The organism is Acinetobacter sp. YH12021 (assembly GCF_013420145.1).
GTDB classification, from domain to species: domain Bacteria; phylum Pseudomonadota; class Gammaproteobacteria; order Pseudomonadales; family Moraxellaceae; genus Acinetobacter; species Acinetobacter towneri.
Genome location: NZ_VOYT01000010.1, coordinates 62714 through 87746, shown reverse-complemented (window position 1 = coordinate 87746; position 25033 = coordinate 62714). Strand labels below are relative to the sequence as shown.

Annotated in this window: 23 protein-coding genes, 4 tRNA genes and 1 riboswitch; of the genes, 6 read left to right on the top strand and 21 right to left on the bottom strand. The window is 42.2% G+C overall.

Annotated elements, in window-relative coordinates; genetic code table 11:
- The 19 genes from FTT91_RS09540 to FTT91_RS09450 all read right to left on the bottom strand — a co-directional run.
- Positions 1-427: GTP-binding protein (locus FTT91_RS09540; protein ID WP_136144171.1), on the bottom strand; the 427-nt coding region annotated here is incomplete at its 3' end.
- Positions 428-575: 148 nt separating this feature from the next.
- Positions 576-650 (bottom strand) — tRNA-Thr (locus tag FTT91_RS09535).
- Between the two features lie 14 nt (positions 651-664).
- Positions 665-740, bottom strand: a tRNA-Gly gene (locus tag FTT91_RS09530).
- A 36-nt stretch (positions 741-776) separates the two neighbouring features.
- Positions 777-860: transfer RNA gene (locus tag FTT91_RS09525), tRNA-Tyr, on the bottom strand.
- A gap of 55 nt (positions 861-915) precedes the next feature.
- Positions 916-991 (bottom strand) — tRNA-Thr (locus FTT91_RS09520).
- A 98-nt stretch (positions 992-1089) separates the two neighbouring features.
- Positions 1090-2583, bottom strand: coding sequence for an anthranilate synthase component I (gene trpE, locus FTT91_RS09515; protein ID WP_180169315.1), 1494 nt, complete (start codon positions 2581-2583; stop codon positions 1090-1092).
- A gap of 160 nt (positions 2584-2743) precedes the next feature.
- Entirely contained in the window at positions 2744-3415 is a 672-nt protein-coding gene (locus FTT91_RS09510) for a phosphoglycolate phosphatase (protein ID WP_004975764.1), read from the bottom strand.
- 61 nt (positions 3416-3476) lie between these two features.
- The gene (locus FTT91_RS09505; protein ID WP_004975761.1) at positions 3477-4127 is read right to left on the bottom strand and encodes an FHA domain-containing protein; all 651 of its coding nucleotides are present in this window, start codon (positions 4125-4127) and stop codon (positions 3477-3479) included.
- A 69-nt stretch (positions 4128-4196) separates the two neighbouring features.
- A complete protein-coding gene (gene gspD / locus FTT91_RS09500; protein ID WP_180169314.1) occupies positions 4197-6449 on the bottom strand; it encodes a type II secretion system secretin GspD in 2253 nt (750 codons plus the stop codon).
- Positions 6450-6509: 60 nt separating this feature from the next.
- Positions 6510-7349 (bottom strand): type II secretion system protein N, encoded by an 840-nt coding sequence (locus tag FTT91_RS09495; protein ID WP_180169313.1) that lies wholly within the window; start codon positions 7347-7349, stop codon positions 6510-6512.
- A complete protein-coding gene (gene gspN, locus FTT91_RS09490) occupies positions 7349-8089 on the bottom strand; it encodes a type II secretion system protein N (protein ID WP_096901906.1) in 741 nt (246 codons plus the stop codon). The genes FTT91_RS09495 and gspN overlap by 1 nt, the downstream gene beginning before the upstream one ends.
- Positions 8090-8251: 162 nt before the next feature.
- Positions 8252-8578: an H-NS family nucleoid-associated regulatory protein gene (locus tag FTT91_RS09485; protein WP_004975751.1), complete on the bottom strand. Its 327-nt coding sequence runs from the start codon at positions 8576-8578 to the stop codon at positions 8252-8254.
- 145 nt (positions 8579-8723) lie between these two features.
- Entirely contained in the window at positions 8724-9155 is a 432-nt protein-coding gene (locus tag FTT91_RS09480; protein WP_004975749.1) for a thioesterase family protein, read from the bottom strand.
- A gap of 9 nt (positions 9156-9164) precedes the next feature.
- A complete protein-coding gene (locus tag FTT91_RS09475; protein ID WP_180169312.1) occupies positions 9165-10358 on the bottom strand; it encodes a heme biosynthesis protein HemY in 1194 nt (397 codons plus the stop codon).
- Entirely contained in the window at positions 10359-11195 is an 837-nt protein-coding gene (locus FTT91_RS09470; protein WP_179996498.1) for a hypothetical protein, read from the bottom strand.
- Entirely contained in the window at positions 11192-11971 is a 780-nt protein-coding gene (locus FTT91_RS09465; protein ID WP_004975746.1) for a uroporphyrinogen-III synthase, read from the bottom strand. The genes FTT91_RS09470 and FTT91_RS09465 overlap by 4 nt, the downstream gene beginning before the upstream one ends.
- 21 nt (positions 11972-11992) lie before the next feature.
- Entirely contained in the window at positions 11993-12913 is a 921-nt protein-coding gene (gene hemC / locus FTT91_RS09460; protein ID WP_180169311.1) for a hydroxymethylbilane synthase, read from the bottom strand.
- A 122-nt stretch (positions 12914-13035) separates the two neighbouring features.
- Positions 13036-13776, bottom strand: a complete 741-nt coding sequence (locus FTT91_RS09455; protein WP_004975743.1) for a LytTR family DNA-binding domain-containing protein — start codon at positions 13774-13776, stop codon at positions 13036-13038.
- Positions 13777-13847: 71 nt separating this feature from the next.
- Entirely contained in the window at positions 13848-15002 is a 1155-nt protein-coding gene (locus FTT91_RS09450; RefSeq protein WP_131260983.1) for a sensor histidine kinase, read from the bottom strand.
- Here FTT91_RS09450 and argH point away from each other — a divergent pair.
- Positions 14993-16423, top strand: a complete 1431-nt coding sequence (gene argH, locus FTT91_RS09445) for an argininosuccinate lyase (RefSeq protein ID WP_171458207.1) — start codon at positions 14993-14995, stop codon at positions 16421-16423. The two genes, FTT91_RS09450 and argH, sit on opposite strands and share 10 nt — an antisense overlap.
- 14 nt (positions 16424-16437) lie before the next feature.
- Positions 16438-16710, top strand: a complete 273-nt coding sequence (locus FTT91_RS09440; protein ID WP_004975738.1) for an oxidative damage protection protein — start codon at positions 16438-16440, stop codon at positions 16708-16710.
- 527 nt (positions 16711-17237) lie between these two features.
- On the opposite strand, the gene phoU is transcribed toward FTT91_RS09440, so the two are convergent.
- Together phoU and FTT91_RS09430 are read right to left on the bottom strand one after the other, a co-directional pair.
- Positions 17238-17960, bottom strand: coding sequence for a phosphate signaling complex protein PhoU (phoU, locus tag FTT91_RS09435; protein ID WP_004975736.1), 723 nt, complete (start codon positions 17958-17960; stop codon positions 17238-17240).
- A gap of 450 nt (positions 17961-18410) precedes the next feature.
- Positions 18411-19748 carry a TolC family outer membrane protein gene (locus FTT91_RS09430; protein WP_104852922.1) on the bottom strand — a complete coding sequence of 446 codons (1338 nt, stop codon included), beginning with the start codon at positions 19746-19748 and terminating at the stop codon, positions 18411-18413.
- Positions 19749-20180: 432 nt separating this feature from the next.
- On the opposite strand from FTT91_RS09430, the gene FTT91_RS09425 reads away from it, so the two are divergent.
- The 4 genes from FTT91_RS09425 to cpdA all read left to right on the top strand — a co-directional run bounded on the left by FTT91_RS09425 (position 20181) and on the right by cpdA (position 25000).
- Complete coding sequence (locus FTT91_RS09425) at positions 20181-21245, top strand: hypothetical protein (protein ID WP_180169310.1); 1065 nt, start codon at positions 20181-20183, stop codon at positions 21243-21245.
- A 99-nt stretch (positions 21246-21344) separates the two neighbouring features.
- A riboswitch (TPP riboswitch) is annotated at positions 21345-21492 on the top strand.
- A 97-nt stretch (positions 21493-21589) separates the two neighbouring features.
- Positions 21590-23485: a phosphomethylpyrimidine synthase ThiC gene (gene thiC / locus FTT91_RS09420; protein ID WP_179988993.1), complete on the top strand. Its 1896-nt coding sequence runs from the start codon at positions 21590-21592 to the stop codon at positions 23483-23485.
- Positions 23486-23562: 77 nt separating this feature from the next.
- The gene (locus tag FTT91_RS09415) at positions 23563-24183 is read left to right on the top strand and encodes an NUDIX domain-containing protein (protein WP_004975729.1); all 621 of its coding nucleotides are present in this window, start codon (positions 23563-23565) and stop codon (positions 24181-24183) included.
- 10 nt (positions 24184-24193) lie between these two features.
- On the top strand, positions 24194-25000 hold the full coding sequence (gene cpdA, locus FTT91_RS09410; RefSeq protein ID WP_004975727.1) for a 3',5'-cyclic-AMP phosphodiesterase: 807 nt from the start codon (positions 24194-24196) through the stop codon (positions 24998-25000).
- Positions 25001-25033: the final 33 nt, after the last annotated feature.

The window sequence follows — 25033 nt, the reverse complement described above, 5'->3', positions numbered from 1 at the left end:
CGTCTACGATATCGCATTTGTTTAAGAATACGATGATGTAAGGTACACCTACCTGACGAGAAAGAAGGATGTGTTCACGAGTTTGTGGCATTGGACCATCAGTCGCTGAACAAACAAGGATCGCACCATCCATCTGAGCAGCACCAGTGATCATGTTTTTAACATAGTCGGCGTGGCCTGGGCAGTCTACGTGCGCGTAGTGACGAGTTGGAGAATCGTATTCTACGTGAGAAGTATTAATTGTAATACCACGTGCTTTTTCTTCTGGTGCAGAGTCGATAGCAGCGTAATCTTTCGCTTCACCACCAAACTTACGTGCACATACTGTAGCAATCGCAGCTGTTAAAGTTGTTTTACCATGGTCAACGTGACCGATTGTGCCCACGTTAACGTGTGGCTTATTACGTTCAAACTTAGCCTTAGCCATGTTCATCTTCCTCGTTTACGTCGAACACAATGCTGAGTAAAACTCTGCCCCGACATATCGCCTAAAAAACTAGACACCTAATACTTGAAAAGCAGACTAATAAGCCTGCTTTTTGAAAATCTTGTGCGAATAATCGCTAAACTGTATCTGGAGCTCTTATCGAGATTTGAACTCGAGACCTCTCCCTTACCAAGGGAGTGCTCTACCACTGAGCTATAAGAGCGACAAATCCTTCGATGGAGCGGGAGACGAGGATCGAACTCGCGACATGCAGCTTGGAAGGCTGCCGCTCTACCAACTGAGCTACTCCCGCATCTATGTTGGTAATTACCACTTCTATCGAAGTTAATGGTGGTGGGAGAAGGATTCGAACCTTCGAAGCTTACGCGGCAGAGTTACAGTCTGCTCCCTTTGACCGCTCGGGAATCCCACCATTTTCACACCTACTCAGTGTTCGTTCTTTACTTAACAACTCAAACTCCCTAAGATGGTGCCGGCACACGGATTCGAACTGTGGACCTACTGATTACAAGTCAGTTGCTCTACCAACTGAGCTATGCCGGCGTTTCTTAGTGTTTCGTACGTTTCGTATCGGAACGGTGTGCAGTTTAGCAAAACTTGAAATCCGTGCAAGTGTTTTTTTCAAAAAAAACGCTAAAAACTCATAAAATCAATCCATTTGATGATAATTCAACCGCTTTGATCACTGCGCGAGCTTTTATTTGGGTTTCATTCCATTCAGATTCAGGATTTGAGTCCGCAACTAGACCTGCGCCTGCCTGCACATAGACCTTATTTTGACGAATAACACAGGTACGAATCGCAATCGACATGTCCATTTCGCCATGCCAGCCTAAATAACCAACAGCACCACCAAAAACACCACGTTTTACAGGCTCAACTTCATCAATAATTTCCATGGCACGAATTTTTGGTGCACCCGAAAGTGTCCCTGCAGGGAAAGTTGCCTGAAAAACATCCAAAGCATCGACATCGTCACGCACTTCACCTTGCACATTGGACACAATATGCATGACATGCGAATAACGCTCGATCACCATTTTATCAGTCACTTGTACTTTACCAATTTTGGCGATACGCCCGACATCATTACGCCCCAAGTCAATCAGCATTAAGTGTTCGGCAATTTCTTTTTCATCTGACAACAAATCTTGCTCAAGTGCCAAATCTTCTTCTTTGGTTTTACCGCGCGGGCGTGTACCTGCTAAAGGACGCACAGTGGCAATACCATTTTCCAAACGCGATAAAATTTCAGGTGATGAGCCGACAATATGAAACGGCTGATCATCGCCCAAAGTTTTGCCTTGTACCAAGAATAAGTACGGCGATGGGTTGAGATGGCGCAAAGCACGATAAACCTGTAACGGCTCACCATCAAAATCTGACACCATGCGATGTCCAGGCACCACTTGCATAACATCGCCTGCACGAATGTATTCTTTGACGGTATCAATGGTCGCCAAGAATTTTTCTTTGCCTGTAAGCGATTCAAAATGTGGTGGCGTATGTTTTTCTGCTTTTAGACTAATCGGGGTTGCTAAAATTTCTTCTAGTGCATCGAGTTGTTGTTGTGCCTTGTCATAAGCATCTGCCTGCGCTGCATCGGCATGCACAATTAAGAACAAGGTATCTTTTAAGTTATCAAACACGATGACTGTTTTAGACAACATCATCCAAATATCAGGCAAACCGACTGGATCTGCTGCAGGCACGTTTTTTAAACGCGGTTCGATATAACGCACTGCATCGTAACCAAAATAACCCACCAAACCACCTGTAAAGCTTGGCAATTCAGGCAAGTCAGCTTGCGTAGGCACTTTAAATTGCGCTTGAAAATCGCGGATATACTGAAACGGCTGTGCACAAGTTTGTTTTTCGATTGAACCGTCAGCATGTTGGATGGTGAGTTCACCCGCATTACAGGAGAAAACTGTAGATTCACCCAAACCAATAATTGAATAACGTGCCCAGTTTTCACCACCTTCTACAGACTCAAACAAATAGGCTTGTTGATGCTGCTTCAAACGTGCAAATACCGACAATGGAGTTTCGGTATCGGCCAAACGCTGGCGATATACAGGAATGAGGTTGTAGCCTGCTGCTTTAAGTTGTTCAAATTGAGTCAGAGTGGTCATGTGAAGCTCTCTATATTTCGATGTAGCAATGTTTTCGATAAGACGAAGTGAAGGACGGTTGTAGATTGACTAGCGTCGCCATCGAAATATGGGCATTACAGCCTGACTCATATTGATATCCTTTATAGCAATTAGCGTAAAATTATTTGATTTTTGAATCTTAAATATTTAACAATTCAGTTAAATTATCCACAATTTGTTGCGGCTGACAATTGGCAATCGGCTCACCATGATTATAGCCGTAGCTGACCACAATACAATCAATCCCCGCTCGACGCGCGGCTTCAACATCATTAGAAGAATCACCAATCATCAAGACTTGAGACTTCTCCACTTGATAATGTTCAACACAATGCAGCAATTGACGCGGGTGTGGTTTACGCTCCTCAAAGCGATCTCCACCAATCACATCAGCAAAATAGTGTTGCATCTCTAATGCTTCAACAATGGCACGAGCAGGTAGTTCAGGTTTATTGGTCACACAAACTAAGGTTTTTTGTTGTGCTTTTGCCCAGTCCAAAAATTCAATAATGCCCGGGAATGGTTGTGTGTCGATACACGGATCGGCATTATAAATTTCTAAGAAGGTGTTCAGTAGCTGTTGTTGCTGTTCAGGATGAACTTCGCCCATTAAGTGCGATAAGACACTATTGCAAAATACCGCAGTTCCCTTCCCCACCCAAGTTCGCACTTGTTCCAGTGTTACCAAAGGCAGTTGCAGTGCATTTAAACTCATGTTCATGGCGCGGTATAAATCTGTCGCAGAATCGACCAAAGTGCCATCTAAATCAAATAAAATGACTTGACGTGTATCAAGCTGAGCAATAGACATTCTTCCCCCTAAATGAACAAAGGCATGCGATCGCATGCCTTGATTGTAAAGCAAAGGCTGCTTATTTAAACAATAGCCAAGCCAAAACTGCCAAAATCACCAAGACAATCAGTGAAATCAAGCCAACAGAAGCATTTTTTTGCTGTTCTTTCTCTTGTTCCACACGAGAAACAGGCTGCTCGACAGACACAGGTGTTGGCTCTGCTGGAACTGCATGAATATCCACGCCTTCTGGAATAGGTGCTGGTTTTGGTACTGCCACGCCTTGCGGCATACCATCACGGTTTAATTGCACAGAACTGTCACGTTGATTCAATTCAGGCATTCCCTGCTCGTTCATTTGCTGTGCAGGTGTTTTTTCTGTTTGTGCTGTGACTTTTTCAGCAGTTTCGGCGACATCTGCCGCATGTTCCAATTCAACCGCAGGCGCAAATACTGAAAACTTTAAGCTGGCAAATTGGACGATATCACCTTCTTTAAGTAAGGTTTCATCGGCAATGCGTAAATCATTTACAAAAGTGCCGTTGGAAGAATTTAAATCTTGCACATACAGCGCTTGTTCTTTAAGTAAAAAAGCCGCATGTTTACGTGAAATTTCTGCCGATTGCAGCACCAAATCTGCACTTTGATGACGCCCCACCAACATATCACGGTCGATACTAATTTCTTGGCCAGTAAATTCACCGCTAATTGCTTGTATTTTCCAAGTCATAAATAACTTCTCTCGTGTGATTTGGCGACATCATAACATGCCCTCAACCACAATCTGCGCAGGATACGATTAAGGTGTAGCGCGAATTGTGGTCGTAGTGACTGTATTTTTAGTTTTGCTGACTTCCTGCTGCGGCAAAACTACGTTTTGGCGCTGTACCGCAGGCTCAATCGCAACAGGGGTGCTCACCACCGTTGCTGTGCGGTTTGCAGACACTGCTGATGGTAAGGTTTGATAAGTTCCTGTTTGCGGCGCAACTCGAGATACAGGCAAACGCTGCTGATAAACATCGCTAACATTCTCAGGCAGTTTAGCAAAGCTACCATCGGCATCCATTGCCAACTGAAGGCTATACAATTGGCTATAACGCTGCTGCGAAATACGGCGAATATCCTGACTATCTCCCACAATGGTTGGGTGAATAAAAATCAATAAATTACGTTTTTGATTAGATTGACCATCGGAACGGAATAAACGCCCCAACCCTGGAATAGCACCCAAACCTGGCACAGCCTGACGACTATAAACCGAGTTATCAGAAATTAAGCCACCTAAGACAATGGTTTGTCCGTGCTCGGCCAAAATAGAAGTTTTAATTGCGCGTTTGCTGGTGACTAAATCCTGCGCCTGACCTTTATTGGCTTTGACATCTGACACTTCTTGTTCAACTTCCAAGCGTAGTGTTCCGCCTTCACCAATATGTGGCACGACTTTTAAAGTAACCCCGACATCTTTACGTTCAATAGTGGTATACGGATTTGCCACACCACCATTGGTAGATAATGAACCTGTTACAAAAGGAACGTTTTCACCAACCACAATATAGGCTTCTTCATTGTCCATGGTCACAATAGATGGCGTAGACAATAAATTGGATTTGGTTTTTTCCTTCAAGGCCTGAATCATCGCACCATATAGCTTGCGTGAACCATCACGACCTTCACGATAATCACCCAACACCAATGACGTACCTGCACCAATCGCACTGCCTGCGCCTGCTGCACCACCAGTTAAATAGCCTGCAGCAACATTTTTTAAACTTGCACCAATATTGTCAAAATTAATTAGACCGATACCGCTGCTTAAATCGCCCAATGCCCACTGCACACCCAATTGGTCGGCATCGGTACCTTCCACTTCTATAATCGCAGCTTCAATCAACACTTGTTGACGACGGGTATCTAGTTGCTGAATGGCCGATTCAATTTCACGCATCAACTGCGGATCGGCTTTGACCACCAAAGCATTTTGCGAGCCATCGGCAATAATACTGACACCATTACCATTAAAACTGGTGATGTTGTTTTGATTGTTGCTATTCGAGCTGCCACCCAAATTAATACTTGGGGTGGAAATAGTCGATGAATTACCTGTGTTGTTATTGGTGCTGCTTAAATTACTAGCACTGTTGTTACTGTTGCTATTTGCATTAGAGCTGCTGCTCACCGCCTGTCCTGAAACCAGACCTTGCAATATTTCTGCTAAATTCTGTGCACTGGCATATTTCAAGCGAAAAACCTTCAAACCACCCAAACGATCTGCCGCAGGCACATCCATCATTTCAATCATTTGACGAATGCGTTTACGTGTTGCGGTATCGCCTTTGATGATAATACGATTGGTACGGTTGTCCGCCACAATACGCACACGCGAACCTTTAACATCTTTCGCTGCCCCTGTCGAACTCATCGACTCAAGCAAGCCAATGACTTCTTCGGCTTGACTGGATTGCAGGCTAATCGCTTCAATGTCATTTTGCCCCGTACCATCTAGGTTACGAATAATGCTTTCTAACTGATAAATGTTACTGGCACGATCAGACACGATTAGAGCATTGGTGCCCCCGACCGCAGACAAATGCGCAAACTGAGGCATGAGCGGACGTAAAGCAGGAATCAGGTCATTGGCATTGGTATTTTCTAGCCAAATCACTCGCGTTACAATTTGGTCACCACGCGCATTTTGACGACCATCATAGGGAATGCCTGAGCTTTTTACATTGCTGTCAGGTACAAGGCGAATGGTATTGCCTGATGGTATTGCCACCACACCATTCACATTCAATACGCCTAAAAACAGGTCATAGACTTCATTTTTATTCAGGGCTTTGTTGGAAATCACCGTGACATTGCCACGCACACGCGGATCGACTGCAAAGTTCTTGCCCGTAATATCGGCCACTTCATTAATAAATGCAGTTAAGTCCGCATCACGTAAATTAATTTTCCAGGTTTGCGCATGACTTGCAGTACTCACCATTGCAACAAGCGGTGCAGCAGCCAGTAATGCCCAAAATGGACGCTCATAATTCAATAAAGCCATAATCTACTGTGTTTCCTAACCCTAAATATGTCTCTGCATGTAGTTACGATGCCGATCCATTTAAAAATTTTGTTGTATGGTCATCACTTGATCACCACGTTTTATTTCTAATTTCACTTGACCTTCACGACGTGCCTGTTCAAGCAATTGTGCATCGCTTTGTCCTTGCCCGACGTTTTGCCCATTTAAAGACAAAATACGGTCACCTGGCTGTAAACCCAGTTTATTTCTTAAAGCGGCTGGCGTACGTGTAGTCACTTCATAACCATTGCCCGTATTTGCTTCAACACCCATCTCTTTTAAGTATTGTTCGCGATCTTCCTGTATGCGCTGCACTGCCTGTCCAATGGCATTATTCGGTTGTGCGGACTGCGTAGGTGCAGTTACAGGAGCTTGATTACCACTTGGAATTAAAGGTGCGATAGGTTGATTTAAACCATTTTCAATACCTTTAAACAATACTTCACGCGTCGCGCCACTGCTATGACGTAAAATCACCCGATCCCAGTAGACTTCTGCCAATTGGTACTGACTCAAATCAATCACATCACCCACACGGTAACGCTCTGCCACCTCATTCACTTTAATGACCGCAGAAGAAAACTGACTCGGCTGCCCAACCACTACACCTTGCAAAGTCATATTTAATTGATCATCGGCAGTGTTGCTGCGCCCAAGTTCTTGAAACAATGCAAAGGAGGTAATATTCGGGATTTGTGGTTGCTGTGAACCCAACTCCACCCGATCAATTTGCATGACTTGGGGCGGCGCAACAACCCACCAAAATAAACTCACCAGTTTCCAACACAGATACAAAATCAAAAAAGCTAAAAATACTGGCGCAGCACGATCAAACTGCTTCCAGTGCAAATTCCCTAATCGTTCAGAGAGTGTACGCATTAGAAACCTCCTTTTAATAGAGGTTGGCGAGTGCTGATCACATAGGTATCTAAGCCCGCTTTGCCTTCATAAGAGGCGATATTCATCAATAAGCGTTGCGTGAGTTGCACATCTAGCATCAAGCTTTGATCAAGCGCAATATTCAGCATTTTTTGTTCACGTTGATCGCGAATATCAAATAACAGTTTGCCATTTTCATCGGACAAACTGCCTTTTAACGCAGGGATATTCATACGGTCTTGGCGCTGAGCAAAACGATACAGCAATTCGCCACCCGCCCACTGCAGTTGTCCTTTGGCTTTGGTGAAGCCTTGCTGTTTTTTAAAATTCAAATGAATGTCTTTGAGTTGAATCGCATTACTTGGCCACTGCCAATCCACAATACTTTTTAAGGTTTCTGGCGCAACTTGCCCATCTAAAGATTGCACCAAGACGCTACCAAAACGATAGCCAACAATGCCTTCGAGTTTAGTATTACCACTGTGTACTTCAACATCGGCAGCGACACGCAATAAAACTAAATCTAAAGGACGTGTATTCCAACTTAAAGAACCACGTAACTGTCCCTTATGCCAATCGGCTTGCCCCTTCCAGATATTGCCACTCACATTATGTAAGGTCTGATTATTTTTATAAAATTTTGAAATTAACCACGCTGCTGGAATTTGTAATAACACAAAAAACAAAAATGCAATGAGGGCGAAAATCCACCACGTGATGTATTTGGGTTTCTTTATCATGCCACCATGACCAACCTTACTAATTTTTCTATGAATGACTTTTTATAACACTCACACATTATGCACACTTTTTCGGCGTCGCCAATTGATACAGATAAAAAAACCAAGCCGTATTGCTTGGTTTTTGAACTCTAAGTCAAATCAATGACAAATTGATGAAGCTTAGATTAGAAAATCTTCAAGTTTTGCACCTTTTTCTAATTCAGCGACTAACCAGCGTGGTTTTTTACCACGACCAGTCCAAGTATCTGTAGAATTGATTTTGCTACGATAACGTGGCGCTACAGTTTTACGTGGGCTTTTCTTACGCTTGCTTTCGCCAACTTCCAAAATCTGCTCAATGCTTAAACCCAAATTGTCTGCAATCGCTAAAATTTGATTATAGGCATCTTCAATTGCTTGATCTTTTTTCGTGGCAATTAATGCTTCCGCTTCAGCTTGTAAACGCTTTAACTGTTCTACAGACAAATTGCTAATATCAGGCATCATACTTACTCCAAAAACTATGCTTTTTATATTCAGTTATTAAATTAAGCAGATTCATTCTATTTTTATCAAACCGAAGCGTCAATAAAAAATCTACTACTCTACATATAAATAACAGTCGGACATATTATGAACTGATTATTAAGATTTAATCAAGAATATGCGGTACGGTTTTTTCTATTTTATGAATACCCGCGCGTACATTTTCAGGGATTAAGGTTTTTTGCATATTGACGCGATCTACACATACAATCACCGCATCTGCCTCTGCCACCACCATTTGCTGTGCTTCACTGTGGATTAAATAATGCATACGCATGGCACTATTACGCAATTCTTCTACCCGAACGCCAATTTTTAAAATATCAGGATAAACCACAGGACGTATATATTTGCACTGATTTGAGGCAATCACAGTCAAAACATCTTGCTGTAAAATTTTTAAATGGTCTAAATAATATAAACGCGCACTTTCAATATAACGGTAATAGATCACATTATTGACATGCCCAAAAGCATCCATATCTCCCCATGCAACACGCTGCTCAAAAACAATTGGATAATCTGCTAGTGTTAACACAACTCACCCTTAAATTTTAATTTCGACAAAATTAGAATTATTTTCAAAGATTAAATTTAACTGTTTTAATAATTCAGGCTGATCTTTTAAATTAGATTTAACTCTTAAATAACTCATTAATACGTGTTCAGGATATAAATCCAGTAATTGCTCGGCTTCTGAATAACGCGCTGTTGCTGTAAAAATATGCCATTTGGCAAAACTAAATACAGGTAATGCAGGGTATTTCTGTTCCCACAGATTTATTTGCTTTTCAATTTTGGCATAATCAGGTTGTTGTTTTAACAACTGCTGTTGGAACCATAAATAAAACACTTCCTGATTAAACTGTTCACTCAACATCTGTACCGCAAGACGTTCATGTTGTGCGGCCAAATCAGGCAGACGCGACAATAACTTCAACCACAACACCTGAATGGCATAAGACTGACTGAAAATCTGCTCACTTAAATCACTATAACGCTGCTGCAAAGCCTGTAAATTTTCTGCATCAGCCTGCTCAAATTGGATTAATAACTCAGTCAGCCACTTTTGCTTGGTGTCTGCATCTAAATGCCCGTATTTGGTCGAACGTAAATAATGCCAAGGATATTGCGTGGCAAATTCGCCCCACAAGGCAATTAGACGCTTTTGATAAGCCGTTTTGACTTTAAATAACCACGGCGATAATTCGTGCTGATTCAAAAACTCTAAATGCGTCAAAGCTTGTTCAGGTTGTTGCTGCGCTAAATAAATTTCAATACGCTGTATTTCTGCCAACTCAAACGCCATGGCACTGCTTTGATTTAAGGCAGCCAACGCTTGCGGATATTGCTGTTGGATGGAGTGCATACGTGCTTCCATCACTCCTTTGAGCAAACCTGACTGGGCAAACACCTGTCGAATAAACTGGTGTTGATCTTCTGCAGCATCTAGCAACCAAATGACCGCCAATTGCTCATATGGATGCAGATTTTTAAAGTTAAATACTGTTTCAACCTTACGCTGTTCACGGCTAAAATAGCGCTTTAACAACAACCATAAAATTTGTAGCGAAACACTAATCGACAAGAAAAAGAACAACAACAACCAAATATTGGTTTGCAATTGCCATTCGCGCCAATACACATAAACATAGCCTGAACCATGCCCATAACTCAGTACGCTCAGCAAAGCGACCAGTACAATACTGACCACCACATAGGCGAGTAAAATCTGTTTCATTTATACCGCCCCCAATAAAGCACGTGTTTTTAAACTTGGCGTTGGAACGATATTTAAATTTTTAATTTTTTCTAATTGCTGAACCAATTGCTGTGCTTTCTGATCAGGCAATTGTTGTAATAACTGAATAATGTCATTCACTTCTTGTTGATATTGCACATATTGACCTTGTATAAAGATTTGTCGAGCCAGCAATAGACGCAATTGTGCTTCTTTTAAAATAATCTGGCGCTGCATCAACTGTGTCGCAGGTTGCTTGGCAGATTCAATACTCAGCCATTTTTGCCAAAAAAAACGATCATCGACATCGGCAGGGTTCAGCTCAGGCTGTTGAGCTTGCTGTTTTAATTGTTGATCTAACTGTTGCAACAACTGACTTACTTGTTGATATTGCGCATCACGTGTTGTTATGAATTGTTGAATTTGTTTCTGATCTTGCTGAATGACTTGGTGCAAACTTTGTTTCAAAGCAGGGGCTAAAGCATATTCGTTCAACTCACGATCTAAATTTGCCAGTTTTTCAGTCGCATAGTGAAACTGTTGTTGTTGTAAGGAAAATTCCACCAAGTCCAATTGCTGCGCCACCATATCTACTGGTTGAATCGCATCTTCTTGCTGCACAGCGCTGGATACTGCGGACTGTTCTGGCGCATCTTGGGTATAATTACGGCGCTGCAAAGCCACCAACTGATCATTTAAATTGGCATTGGTTTTTTCTGCAAGATGCAAACTTTGACTGAGTTGCTGTTGTTGCGCTGAAATTTGCATCACATCAAAACTTAATTTGACGATCCAGACCAAAGCGATCAACACCACTATCACAACCAGTTTTTTCATAGTTTTCCTTGCATGCGCATCATTTGCTGCAATATTAATTCTGTTTTTAAATGGGTCAACTTGAATACGTTATATTTTGTATGATGCTGCGTTTGATAATCGAGCAAAATTTTCTCTAAACGATCACCCAATACCCAATAATGACCTTTGTTCAGTAGATCGAAATCCCGCTGAATTAAGCTTAGCCAGTTTAACCAACTGGCTTCACTGCTGATCATCATGATAAATTCTGAAGATTGTATTAAACGTGCGCGTACTGCCTGCATTTTTTCAATAGAACTGGCAGGACACTCCCGCCGATACAATACAAAATTATGGATCTGCATCCCCTGATCAAGCAGTGTTTGCATCATAAATTGCCGTCCGCCCTCGCCACGCCAAAAGGCAATGTGTGTGCCGACTTTCAAATTTTGCAAACACGGCAAACTCAGCATCCCTTCGGAAGTTTCAACCTGCGGGACTTCGCTGTAAAGACCATATCCACGTAAAACTTCTGCTGTTTTCTCACCCACAGCCACCCAACGTATATGCTGCAAATCCTGCAATGATATTTGGCTTCGGGCTAAATATTGCATCCCAATATCGACAGCAGTCGGACTAACCACCACAATAATATGCGTGTGAGGCAACTGGGCATATAAATTAGCCAGTTGCTCCGACCACGGCTGTGCAGAAAGCTGCAACAAGGGCAAATCAATGACCTCAATATGCTGTTGTTGCAAAGCCTGAGTTAAGGCCTCTGCACGATCTTGAGGTCGGGTATTAATGAAGAGCATGGGCTTCTGGTGCAATATGAATTATTGATACAGGGCTTTGAGTAATTCGCCCGCACCCTGTGCTAATAAAGCTTTTGCCAATTCTTCACCTAGCATTTCAGCCTGTTCAGGTGCGCCAAATTGCACAGCTTTAAGAATGGTTTGCCCATCGACACTACCAACACGACCTTCAATCTGCAACTGACCATTCTGCAAAGTTGCGTAGCCTGCAATTGGCACCTGACAACCGCCTTCCAAGTAGGCATTAAAAGCACGTTCGGCACGTACACAGACATTGGTTTCGGCATGCATTAACGGCAAAATTAAATCCAACACCGCCTGATCTTGGCTACGACATTCCAGACCCAAAGCCCCTTGCCCAACGGCAGGTAAGCTCACATCAGGCTGAATGGTATGACGAATACGCTCTGCCAAGCCCAAACGCTTTAATCCTGCACTGGCTAAAATAATCGCGTCATACTGACCATCATCTAGCTTAGACAAGCGCGTACCCACATTGCCACGTAAATCAATAATCTCTAAATCTGGACGTGCTTTTAAAATTTGGCATTTACGGCGCAAGCTTGAGGTTCCAACTTTAGCGCCCTGTGGTAAATCTGCAAAACTGGCATAGTGATTCGATACAAAGGCATCAAGCGGGTCTTCACGCTCACAAATGACCGCCAAGCTCAAACCTTCAGGCAATGCCATGGGTACATCTTTCATAGAGTGTACGGCTAAATCGGCACGACCACCCATTAAGGCGGCTTCTAATTCTTTGACAAATAAGCCCTTCCCCCCAATTTTTGCCAATGGGGTATCTAAAATTTTATCGCCCTGCGTGACAAAGGTCACCAACTCAACAGTTAAATCGGCATGCATCGCCTCTAAGCGGGCACGAATGTGTTCAGCCTGCCATAACGCAAGCGGGCTTTGTCGAGTTGCAATTTTCAGGGTTTTCATCATAGTGGCTAAGCAAGATAAATAAGTTCATCTAAACTTAACCTGATCCCCTAAAAATGCAAGTCTATTTCTTTACCGATTTATCAATCTGTTGCGTATTCATCTGCGATGAGGCTGATCAATTAGAGTTTTTGGATGCGTTCTCGCAATAAAGGCAAATGTCGTCGACTAACAGCCAAACGCTCATCTAGCTCGCGGCAACGTACCTGATACTGTCCTGAATTGACCACTTCTAGCCCCTCCAAAAACTGAATCGAGACCAAGGCATTTCGGTGAATCCGAATAAACTGATCACCAAATTCGGTTTCTAAATCTTTCAGCGTTTCATCAATCAAGACACTGCCATTTTTATGACGCACCGTGACATATTTCTGATCGGCTAAAAAATAATAGATATTTTCTATAGGCACCAACTCTACACCACGATAAGTTTTCGCAGCAATTTGGTGACGTTTTATTTTTAATTCGTCCATATTTTCTTTTTGTTTTAAATGACTCATCTGCGCTTGCGTGAGTTTTGTTAAATGATCTAAAACCTGTTGCAATTCCTGTTGCATAATAGGTTTTAACAAATAGCCTTCCGCATTGGACTTAAATGCCTCGAGTGCATGTTCATCGTAGGCGGTACAAAACACAATGGCTGGCATTGGGTCAAGCTCACGCAAATGTTGAGCGCAACTTAAACCATCCATTCCCGGCATTTGAATATCTAATAATATGACATCCGGCTGATGTTCATCTGCCAGTTCAATCGCCTGTTGCCCATGAGCTGCCGTTGCCACCACATGATGCCCCAATTGAGTGACCAAACGTGATAATCGCTCTCTTGCCAGAGGCTCATCATCACAAATTAGGATGTCCATTTTTCCTCCTTTTTAAGTCAATAACTTTATTTTTATCAAGTCTAGAAAAATCAGAGCAATCACAGCTTATTTTATTTATAACGGTATTGCAGCACCGTGGTGTACATACCATTCCCCGCATAATTTTTGAAAGTAACACTGCGCCCATAATACGCTTTTAAGCGCTGTTCCACGTTTTGCAGTGCAATCCCATGTCCAGATCTTAAATTTATTTTATCGCTGACATACGGATTTGTAATGACAATATTGACTTGGTTTTGCAATATTTCGATCAAAATACTTATCGTACTCTTTGCTAAAACTTTTTCAACTCCATGAAAAATACTATTTTCTAGCAAGGGTTGTAAAGTTAATAACGGAATTTGTACCTGACTGAGCAGTTGCGGTTGTTCAATTTTCCATTCTACCGCCAACCGATCACCCAAACGAATTTGTTCAATCTCTAAATATCGCTGGCAAAGTTCAATCTCATCTTTCAGGCTCACCAGTTTTAATTCCTGCAAACTGGCACGAAATAAACGCGACAAATTGAGCAACATTTGCTCGGCTTTATCGGGATCAATTGCAATTAGACTGATCACATTATTTAAGCTGTTAAACAAAAAGTGTGGATGAATACGGGCCTGCATAGCATGCACCCGCGCTTGCAATTCGCTATGCCGCTGCTGAATAGCTTGTTCTCGGACATAGATATAACGAAAACAAAACGCACCCAAAATCACACCATAACTCAAATGCAGTCCAATCCCATGCATGAGTTCAGCCAGACTAAACTGCTGTAAATGAAAATTTTGCCCAAAATGCAATAAGGTATTTAAACTGAGTGTCGTGACCAATACGATGGTTTGCAGCAAGATAAAACTCACCATAAACGATAGCGCCAAGCCCATGCGTAAAAAACGTGCCTGAAAAAATTCAACCAAAGCCGCAAAACACAATACCACCCAGTTGATATACAAAATATATTGTAGCACCCGAGTAAAACTTAAACCTTGCCAGCCCTGTGCTTCAGCCAAAGCCAAGACCATTGCCAAAGCATTACTGCCAATAAATAGTTCAATTAGATATTGCCAACGCCCTATTTTCGTAAAAAAATACACATAATTTTGTTCTGCCTGCGTATCAGCATAAGTTTGATTGGCTTGTTCTTCGGCAAGTGAATCTGAATTTGTTATACTCTTGTCCAAATCACCGCTTTTTACTTTATTGAGCCGATATGACCACATCTTCTAATTCCTCAAATCCGTCACAAGCCCAAACTTCGGGTATGTGGGGCGGTCGTTTCTCTGAAGCGACTGATGCTTTTGTTGCTGAATTTACAGCATCTGTTCAATTTGACCAACGCTTTTATAAACAAGATATTGCTGGCTCAATTGCGCATGCAACGATGCTTGCCAAAGTAGGCGTACTTACGACTGAAGAGCGTGACGATATTATTCAAGGTTTAAATACCATTCAGGCTGAAATTGAAGCAGGTCAATTTGAATGGCGTATTGACCTTGAAGATGTCCACATGAACATCGAATCACGCCTTACTCAACGTATTGGCATTACAGGTAAAAAATTACATACAGGTCGTAGCCGTAACGACCAGGTGGCAACCGATATTCGTTTGTATGTCCGTGACGAAATTGATGCCATTTTAGAATTATTAAAAAAATTACAACACGGCATTTTAAGCTTGGCAGCCAAAAACACGCATACCATTATGCCTGGTTTTACTCATTTACAAACCGCACAGCCTGTGACTTTTGGTCATCACCTTATGGCATGGTTCGAAATGTTGGTACGTGACTCTGAGCGTTTAATTGACTGCCGCAAACGTGTTAATCGTATGCCTTTGGGTTCTGCCGCTTTGGCAGGTACCACTTACCCAATTGACCGTGCTTTTACCGCAGAATTGTTGGGCTTTGAAGCTGTATCTGAAAACTCGTTAGATGCTGTATCAGACCGTGATTTCGGGATTGAGTTTAACGCTGCTGCATCTTTAATTATGATGCACTTGTCGCGCATGTCTGAAGAACTGATTTTATGGACATCGGCACAGTTCAAATTTGTGAATATTCCAGACCGTTTCTGCACTGGCTCATCCATTATGCCGCAGAAGAAAAACCCAGACGTACCAGAATTGGTGCGCGGTAAAACAGGTCGTGTTTATGGCGATTTAATGAGTCTGTTGACCCTGATGAAAGGTCAACCGCTTGCCTACAACAAAGACAACCAAGAAGACAAAGAACCTTTGTTTGATGCCATTGATACCGTGCGCGGCTCGCTCATGGCATTTGCCGATATGATTCCTGCTTTAGTACCAAACATTGCAGAAATGCGTGAAGCTGCATTACGTGGTTTCTCTACGGCAACTGACCTTGCAGATTACTTAGTAAAAAATGGCGTGGCATTCCGCGATGCACATGAAATTGTAGGTAAAGCCGTAGCATTGGGCGTACAAGAAGGCAAAGACTTGTCTGAACTTAGCCTAGAACAATTACAGCAATTCTCAGATTTAATTCAAGCTGATGTATTTGAAAAAGCACTGACCCTTGAAGCCTCTGTAAATGCACGTGATCATATTGGCGGTACAGCGCCTGCACAAGTTGCAGCGGCAATTGAACGTGCTCAAACACGTCTTGCTCAACTTTATGCATAATCAGGAAGTGAGAGATGTCTAAACAAGTATTTTGTCGTAAATATCAAACCGACATGGAAGCGATGGATTTCGCTCCTTTTCCGGGTGCCAAAGGTCAAGAATTACTTGAAACGGTATCTAAACAGGCTTGGCAGGAATGGCTCAAACACCAAACTACGCTCATTAATGAAAAGCGTTTAAATGTGTTTGAACCTGAAGCGAAAAAGTTTTTGGAAGAACAACGTGAGAAGTTTCTCAACAATGATGCCAGTTTGGAAGTCGCAGAAGGCTTAAAACCTCAAAACTAATCCAAGTACTGTTTTTTCATTTTGGAAAATTCAAACCTTGTTTATTTTACAATTAAAAGAGTCTTTATGAAGGCTCTTTTTTTATGCCATTTGTGATTATGAGTTGCCGCAACAATGTTTTAAATAAATGAAAATAGATTCAAAAAATTAAGCTAATTTCCTATTTTTATTTCTCGATTGAAGCGTATATTTTATAGTCACAACAAAACACTTAACAATAGATTAATTATTGATTTCAAAAAGAATAGTTTTAAAAATAATCACACTAAAAATAATGTAATTTAAAAATACATTTGTATATAAAACGCTACATTCCACTACAATAAACCACATGATTCTTGAGTGTGATTTTCCTATACTTATTTTCAAGGAGATAAGCAATTATCTCTCACTATAATAAATATCCCCGATTTCAATCTCAGATTTCCCCCAAAGTCTGAGATTTTTTTTATCCAAAATTTCGGCTGTTTCAAGCCATAAAAAAAGCCCCATCATTAGATGAGGCTGAATATTCAAAAAAGCTGAACTTAGCGTTCCTGTACTTTTTCTTCAATTTCTTTGACACTGGTATGACGTACGTCAAAACCTTTGACCATATAAATCACTTGTTCTGAAATATTTCGTGCGTGGTCACCAATACGCTCTAACGAACGTAACACCCACATCACATTAATCACACGTGAAATATGACGCGGATCTTCAATCATATACGTCATTAGAGTACGTGTTGCAGATTGATATTCACGGTCAATATCGGCATCGGCAAGTAAAACACGCAGTGCTTGATCGACATCTAAACGTGCAAAAGCATCCAGTGCATCGTGAATCATGACACGCACTTGGTTACCAATATGACGTGTTTCCATATAGCCGCGTGGCGAACCACCTTCTTCACATAAGTTTTGGGCAATACGGGCAATTTTTGCAGCTTCATCACCAATACGCTCTAAGTCAGTATTGGCTTTAGACATGGCAATCACCATACGCAAATCAATTGCGGCTGGATGACGACGCGCCAAAATCAACGTTAAGGCTTCATCAATTTCGGTTTCCATGCGATTGACAACATTGTCTTGGAACTGAACTTCTACCGCCAAGGCTGCATCGGTATCCAAGAGTGCGTGAATCGAGTTGGCAACCTGCTGCTCTACCAAACCACCCATGGCCATAAATTTGGTATTTACATCCTGCAAATCTTCATTGAACTGAGAAGAAATATGGTGACTTAACACAGGATTATTCGTACTCAAGGAATACACTCCACAACAAAAGGATAGACTGACGCAATGATTGAATATTAAAGCACAGCAATGATGACGTTTTTATGACATTTTCTCACCAAACTCTCAAGTCTGATCGTTTCTGTCTTTAAACAGCATAAGCCATTCAGATGACAAAATGACTTGGGTCTGTTGACATTTCGTCTATGTTTGCGGCAACGCATATTTTTTAGCTGATATAAGGCATGGGACAGGAAATTTAGTCATTCTAAATGACTGACTCATAAAGCAATAGTAGCAAAAATATGCTCGCCCCCTTGCGCAGCAAACAAAGCAACGCTTTGTTCTTGCTCATGTGGCTAAAACTTTCTCAGATTGCGTTATGAAACTTGGCAATAGTCTCGCTATTCCCTGCGTTTCATGCCTGATCTGCTCAGTTTTAGCCTACAGCGCAAGCCATTTATGAAATGTCAACAGACCCTATATGGCTTTCCGAATCAACCAAGCATTCATTTCCTGCACATCTTGTTCAGTCAATTGCCCAACGGCTGCTTTCAACTGTAACACATGCTTCAAATAGTCATACTGTGCATTGAGATAATCCTGCTTGGCAGAAAAGGCGTTACGCTGTGCCAACAGTACATCCACCATGGTTTTTAAACCTTCCTGATATTGCGCTTTGGATGCTCGTGCCACTAAATCTGCTGAATTCATTGCAGCCTGTCGCGCCTGCAATTTGGCTTGATCAGTTTCGACTTGTAAATATGCCTGTTTCACATCGGTATTGGCTTTACGGATTGCTGCATCTAGCTCGGCTTCAGATTTTTGTACCAAAACCACTGCTTTTTGCACATTTTTATTGACCCGCCCACCGCTAAACACATTCCAGTTCATTTCAATCCCGACCTGGTCGAACTGACCATCGGGCGACATGATACTTTCAGGGCTTTGTTTGGCATAACCATAACTGCCCACAGCTTCTACCTGCGGATAACGTGCTGCTTGTTCAACCCGACGTGCATCTTCGGCATATTGTCGCTGCAAACGTGCCTGTTGAATAGCCAAATTTTGAGTTTGTGCCAATTGCGACCATGCCTCTAAACTTTCAGGCACAGGTTTTTGAAATTGAAAGTCATCTCGCAAAACTGCCAAACTTTCTTGATATGGCCCAATCAATTGTGCCAACTGCTCTTGTGCCAAAACCAACTGCACATGTGTTCCAATCCTGTTCGCTCGTGCATTTTGATATTGCGCATTGGCTTCACTGACTTCACTTTTAGCCACCAAACCTTCACGCAGTTTGGCATTCATCATATTGAGCTGTTCCAACAAAGCTTTTTCTTCTTGTAAATATGCTGTTGTTAAAGACTGCTGTCTCAGCACATTAAAATACGCTTCTGATACATTCAAAATATGTTGCTGTTGTTGTAAACGTAAGGTGACTTCACTCAGGCTTAACGAGGTTTTGACTTGTTTCAGGGCTTGCCAAGCATCCCAACGAAATAAAGGCTGACGTGCTGTTAACGCGACTTGACGTGAAGTTGAAGATGAACTGCTTAAAAGCTCTGGCGAGGAACTGGCAATATTGACTCGACTCATTTCCTGACTTTTACGGGTGATATTGCCCGACAGAGTCACAGTTGGCAGTAAATTGCCTTGCGCAAGCCCTAAATTTAATTGATCGGCCTGATATTGTAATTGCTGTGCGCGCCAAGTCGGATCGCTATTTTGAGCACGCTGATAGGCTTGCATTAAATCCAAAGCAAAAGCGCTTGAACTCATCCAACATAAGCATGTCACTAACATCATTTTTTTCATTATTTTTCGATCAACCCACTCTGTAATTTCGTCAATCCTACTGCAATGTATTTTTACACCGCCCATACTAAAGCGAATTTGCATTTTTTTCGTATGATTTTCATTAATTTTGATAATTTTTCATATTATTTCAATTCATTGCAATAATTAAGCAAAGCCATACACGTGCTAACAATCGCTGCATAAAGTGGTACTTACTCACAGGCATGTAACCAAACTCTAGCAGAATACTACAATTTACTCCGTGGCTTTGACTTTACAATGCAAGCTCTCCCCTCGTCCTTCGACCCAAGCTTCTAAAACCGTGTGCCTCACAGCGGATATTTTAAATTTAGAATTTTGGTATGAATGACTCATTTTGATTTTTTGGAATCCATAGTGCCTAAATGAAGGCACTAGATGATGAATGAATACTCATGTTGAATTGCTGTAATGGTTAAATTTCTTCGCGCCAGTAAACTTGCCCTACTGCTTGGCAGTTGTCTGTATTTGCTCGCCTGCCAAAATTCAGATACACCTCCCGTAGCTGAACCACCAAAGGTACAGGCCAGTGCCAGCGAGCCTGTGGATTTGACCCAAATGTGTGAAAATATTCAGCACAATATGCAGCAAATTGACAATACCCGCACCACGTTTGCGCTAGAACAAATTAATCAGGATTTAAAAGTCTGCCTACCGTTGCTACCTTTGAATGAGCAATTAAATTTGCTCAATCTTTCGACCCAAATGTATCAACGCTTTTTGCATGTAGAACGCAGCGCTGCAGAACAAGCTGCCTTTGACCAACACGCTTTTGATATGGCACAGCATCCGACCATTCAGCAAAGTCATTTTGAAAACTTTGCCTTGCGTGATCAATATTTATTGAAACATAAGGGACAAGCCTATTTAGAGCTATACGATGCAGGTGAAGCACAGTTGGTTTATCGTCGTAGCCCACAATACTTAGCCATTATTTTTGCGCCTTACATGCCCGATGCCGAGCAGATTTTTATTGAAAGAATGGCCAATGACAATATGCAGCACAGCTTGCGTGATGGTGGACTCACCCTTGATGCTGCCGATTTGGCAGAACGCGCCTTATTTTGGGAAGATTACGTGCAGCGTTATCCTAAAAGTCACTTTATACGGGATGCACGTTACCTAGCCGAAGTGTATGCCTTGCTGCTGTTTAAAGGCACAGCCAACAGTCCTGTTTCTCAGGATTATGTCGATGAATACAGTATCCAACCTGCCGTATTATTTGAAATTAAAAAACTGGCAAAGTTGCAAAAATCTCCCTTAGCACAGCAAGCGCGTAAATTCCTTGCCTTTTTACACATGAGCAGTGAACAACGACTCACTGAAATTGCAGCACAGCCCACTGCACGTGAACAGCGTGAATATGGCGATGATGCTTTAGTACATGCACAGTTGCATCAATATTTAAATTTAAAGAACATCTCCATCCATGCAAAACGCGATTGTTTTAGTGATGCCGTTTGTATTACTCGCTAATTATCCAAAGTCGCTTAAAGCTCAAATACTTGTCATTAGGCATCAAAGAATAAAAGCCGCGCGAAGCCTGCTTTTATACCAACAACGTGCTACTATTTATACAGCTTGACGGAGCGCGAGTAATTCCTCGCTGAGATTGTGTCCATTCTTTGTTGTTTGCCCAAAGGTCTGCAACACAGATTTAAACCCAAGTACCGTTGAACCTGATCAGGTTAAAACCTGCGTAGGAATCAAGCCCATCTAAAAACATAGCACCCAAATTGTTCCCTTGTTCAAAACAGATCAGTTTGCCCTTGTTTTTGGTCGTGCTTGATTCGTTGATTTCATTCTTCAGGATCATTGCAATGAACCAATTAACGAATCTATCCCCTGCTGATATTTCTGCTCAACACGAGCAAGATGCCAAAGATTTAACCCGCATTTTGCCTGCATCGAAAAAAGTCTATATTCAAGGCTCACGCCCAGACATTCAGGTGCCAATGCGTGAAATTGAACTGACCGACACTCCAACAGGTTTAGGCGGTGAGCACAATCCACCGCTCATGGTGTATGACACTTCAGGTGTATATACCGATCCAAATGTTGAAATTAATCTGAACAAAGGCTTGCCAAACATTCGTGACAGCTGGATTGAAGAACGTCAAGACACTGAAAAACTAGAAACCCTGAGTTCTGCATTTGGTCAAGAACGCTTACGTGACATTCGCACCGCTGAAATTCGTTTTGCGCACATTCAAAAGCCACGTCGTGCCAAAGCGGGCAAAAACGTAACCCAAATGCACTATGCAAAACAAGGCATCATCACCCCAGAAATGGAATATATCGCGATTCGTGAAAACCAGCGTCAGCGAGAAGGGGTTGATATGCGTCAGCACCCAGGTCAAAACTTCGGGGCTAAAAACTTAACTGAAATCACGCCAGAATTTGTACGTCAGGAAGTGGCTGAAGGCCGTGCAATTATTCCTGCCAACATTAACCACCCAGAATGTGAGCCAATGATTATTGGTCGCAACTTCTTGGTCAAAATCAATGCCAATATTGGTAACTCGGCACTGGGTTCAAGTATTGATGAAGAAGTCGCAAAAATGACTTGGGCGACCCGTTGGGGCGCAGATACCATCATGGATTTATCGACAGGTAAAAACATCCATGAAACTCGTGAATGGATTATCCGTAACTCGCCTGTGCCAATTGGTACTGTACCTATTTATCAAGCTTTAGAAAAAGTAAACGGTATTGCCGAAGACCTCACTTGGGAAATCTTTAAAGACACGTTGATTGAACAAGCTGAACAAGGTGTGGATTACTTCACCATTCACGCAGGCGTGTTATTGCGTTATGTACCACTCACGGCCAATCGCTTAACAGGTATTGTATCGCGTGGCGGTTCAATCATGGCGCAATGGTGTTTGGCGCATCATGAAGAAAACTTCCTTTACACACACTTTGATGAAATCTGCGAAATCATGAAAGCTTACGATGTATCGTTCAGCTTAGGTGATGGTTTACGTCCGGGTTGTATTCAAGATGCCAACGATGAAGCACAATTCAGCGAACTGCGAACTTTGGGTGAATTGACTCACCGCGCTTGGGAACATGATGTGCAAGTGATGATTGAAGGCCCGGGGCACGTACCAATGCACATGGTCAAAGAAAATATGGACTTGCAACTTGAAGTCTGTAAAGAAGCACCATTCTATACACTCGGCCCATTAACCACGGATATTGCACCAGGTTATGACCATATTACTTCTGCAATTGGTGCAGCGATGATTGGTTGGTACGGTACTGCAATGTTGTGCTATGTGACACCTAAAGAGCACTTAGGCTTACCGAACAAAAAAGACGTCAAAGACGGCATCATCACCTATAAAATTGCAGCACATGCGGCTGACCTTGCCAAAGGACATCCGGGCGCGCAAGCACGTGACAATGCCTTATCTAAAGCACGTTTTGAATTCCGCTGGGAAGATCAGTTTAACCTGAGCCTTGACCCAGATACCGCACGCAGCATGCATGATGAAACCATGCCAAAAGAAGCGCATAAATCTGCACACTTCTGTTCAATGTGCGGACCAAAGTTCTGTTCGATGAAAATCACGCAAAACGTGAGAGATTATGCACAAAATCAAAATGCTGCGAACAAAACGGAGCAAGTAGATGCAGAGGTCGAATCAGGTCTCAAAGCCATGAAAACCGCTTATCAGGAACATGGTCAAAAATTATACCATAAGCTCTAATTTGTTTAAAAAGCGTTTGTATTCAATAAAATCTCAGTTAGGATGAAATTATGCTTTGCTCATCCTGATGAGAATTTATGAAGATTATTCAACAAGCAACTTATGGACAACACGATGCACAGATTCACCAACGTGAATACCTGTATCGTGGTTTTATTCAGGTTGAAAAAGTCAGCCTGAGCCATCGCTTGTTTAATCAAACTACATATACCCCAGTCCTTCAGCGTGAACTCATTCAACGCCCTGAAGCGGCTGGGGTACTCATTTATGATGCACCACAACAAAAATTTGCCCTGATTGAACAATTCCGTATTGGTGCAATTGATGATTGCGACTCGCCTTGGCAACTCGAAGTGATTGCAGGCGTGTTAGATGGTAATGAATCACCTGAAAGCTGCATTCGTCGTGAAGCTTTGGAAGAATCGGGCTGTGAATTAAAAGAATTACAACATTTATTCAGTTTTTATCCATCTGCAGGTGCATGCGCAGAGCTGTTCCACTTATATAGTGCGAGCACCACGTTACCACAGGAAGGTGGCGTGTTTGGTATGCCAGATGAAGGAGAGAATATTCAATTACACATTCTTGATTATCAGGAAATTCCAAACTTGCTGACCAATGGTCGGCTAAAAAACGCACCTGTCATCATGGCATTGCAATGGTTACAACAACAAATTAAAACCGTGAAGGATGTCTAAGGGGTCAGGCATGACTTTATTCTCAAACAATCACCAGCAACGCTGGACAATTGTACAAATTTCAGATACGCACCTCATGAATCAGGAAGATTTAGAGTTTGTGCACATGAATCCTGAACGCAGCTTTCACGCGGTAATGCACGATATTCAACAGCAATATCCGCAGCTCGATGCTATTTTCCATACAGGCGATTTAGCACAAATCCCTGTTGCTGAAACCTATCAGCGTTATTTGCAGTTTATGCAGACTTTGAATACGCCGCATTTCCAGATTCCGGGCAATCATGATGATGCCGCAGTTTTTCCATTCCATTTACAGTCCAATCAAGTTCATGCAATTGAGTTGGGCAATTGGAGTGTCATTTTACTGAATACTGCGGTTAAAGGTCGGATTGATGGCTGGATGGACGCAGCACAATTACAGCAGTTAGATCAGCTTTTACAGCAACATGCGCAGCAGCAGGTGATTATTGCCTGTCATCACCATCCTTTTGATATGCAATCGCACTGGATAGATCAGCACAAACTTAAAAATACCGAAGCCTTAATTGATGTATTGGCACGCCACAACAATGTCAAATTGGTGCTGTGTGGGCATGTGCATCAAGACTCATTAAATGAATGGCAAGGGATTCAATTTTACTCTACGCCTTCGACCTGCGTGCAATTTAAACCACATAGCCAGCACTTTGCGCTTGGGCCTGAGGCACCGGGTTACCGTGTGTTACATTTGAATGCAGATGGCAGTTTTAGCACCCAAGTGCATCGGGTTGAGCATGTCACACAACAAATAAATTTTGAAATTTCAGGTTATTAACTTTCCATTTTATTTTTTTTGCTTTACTTTATG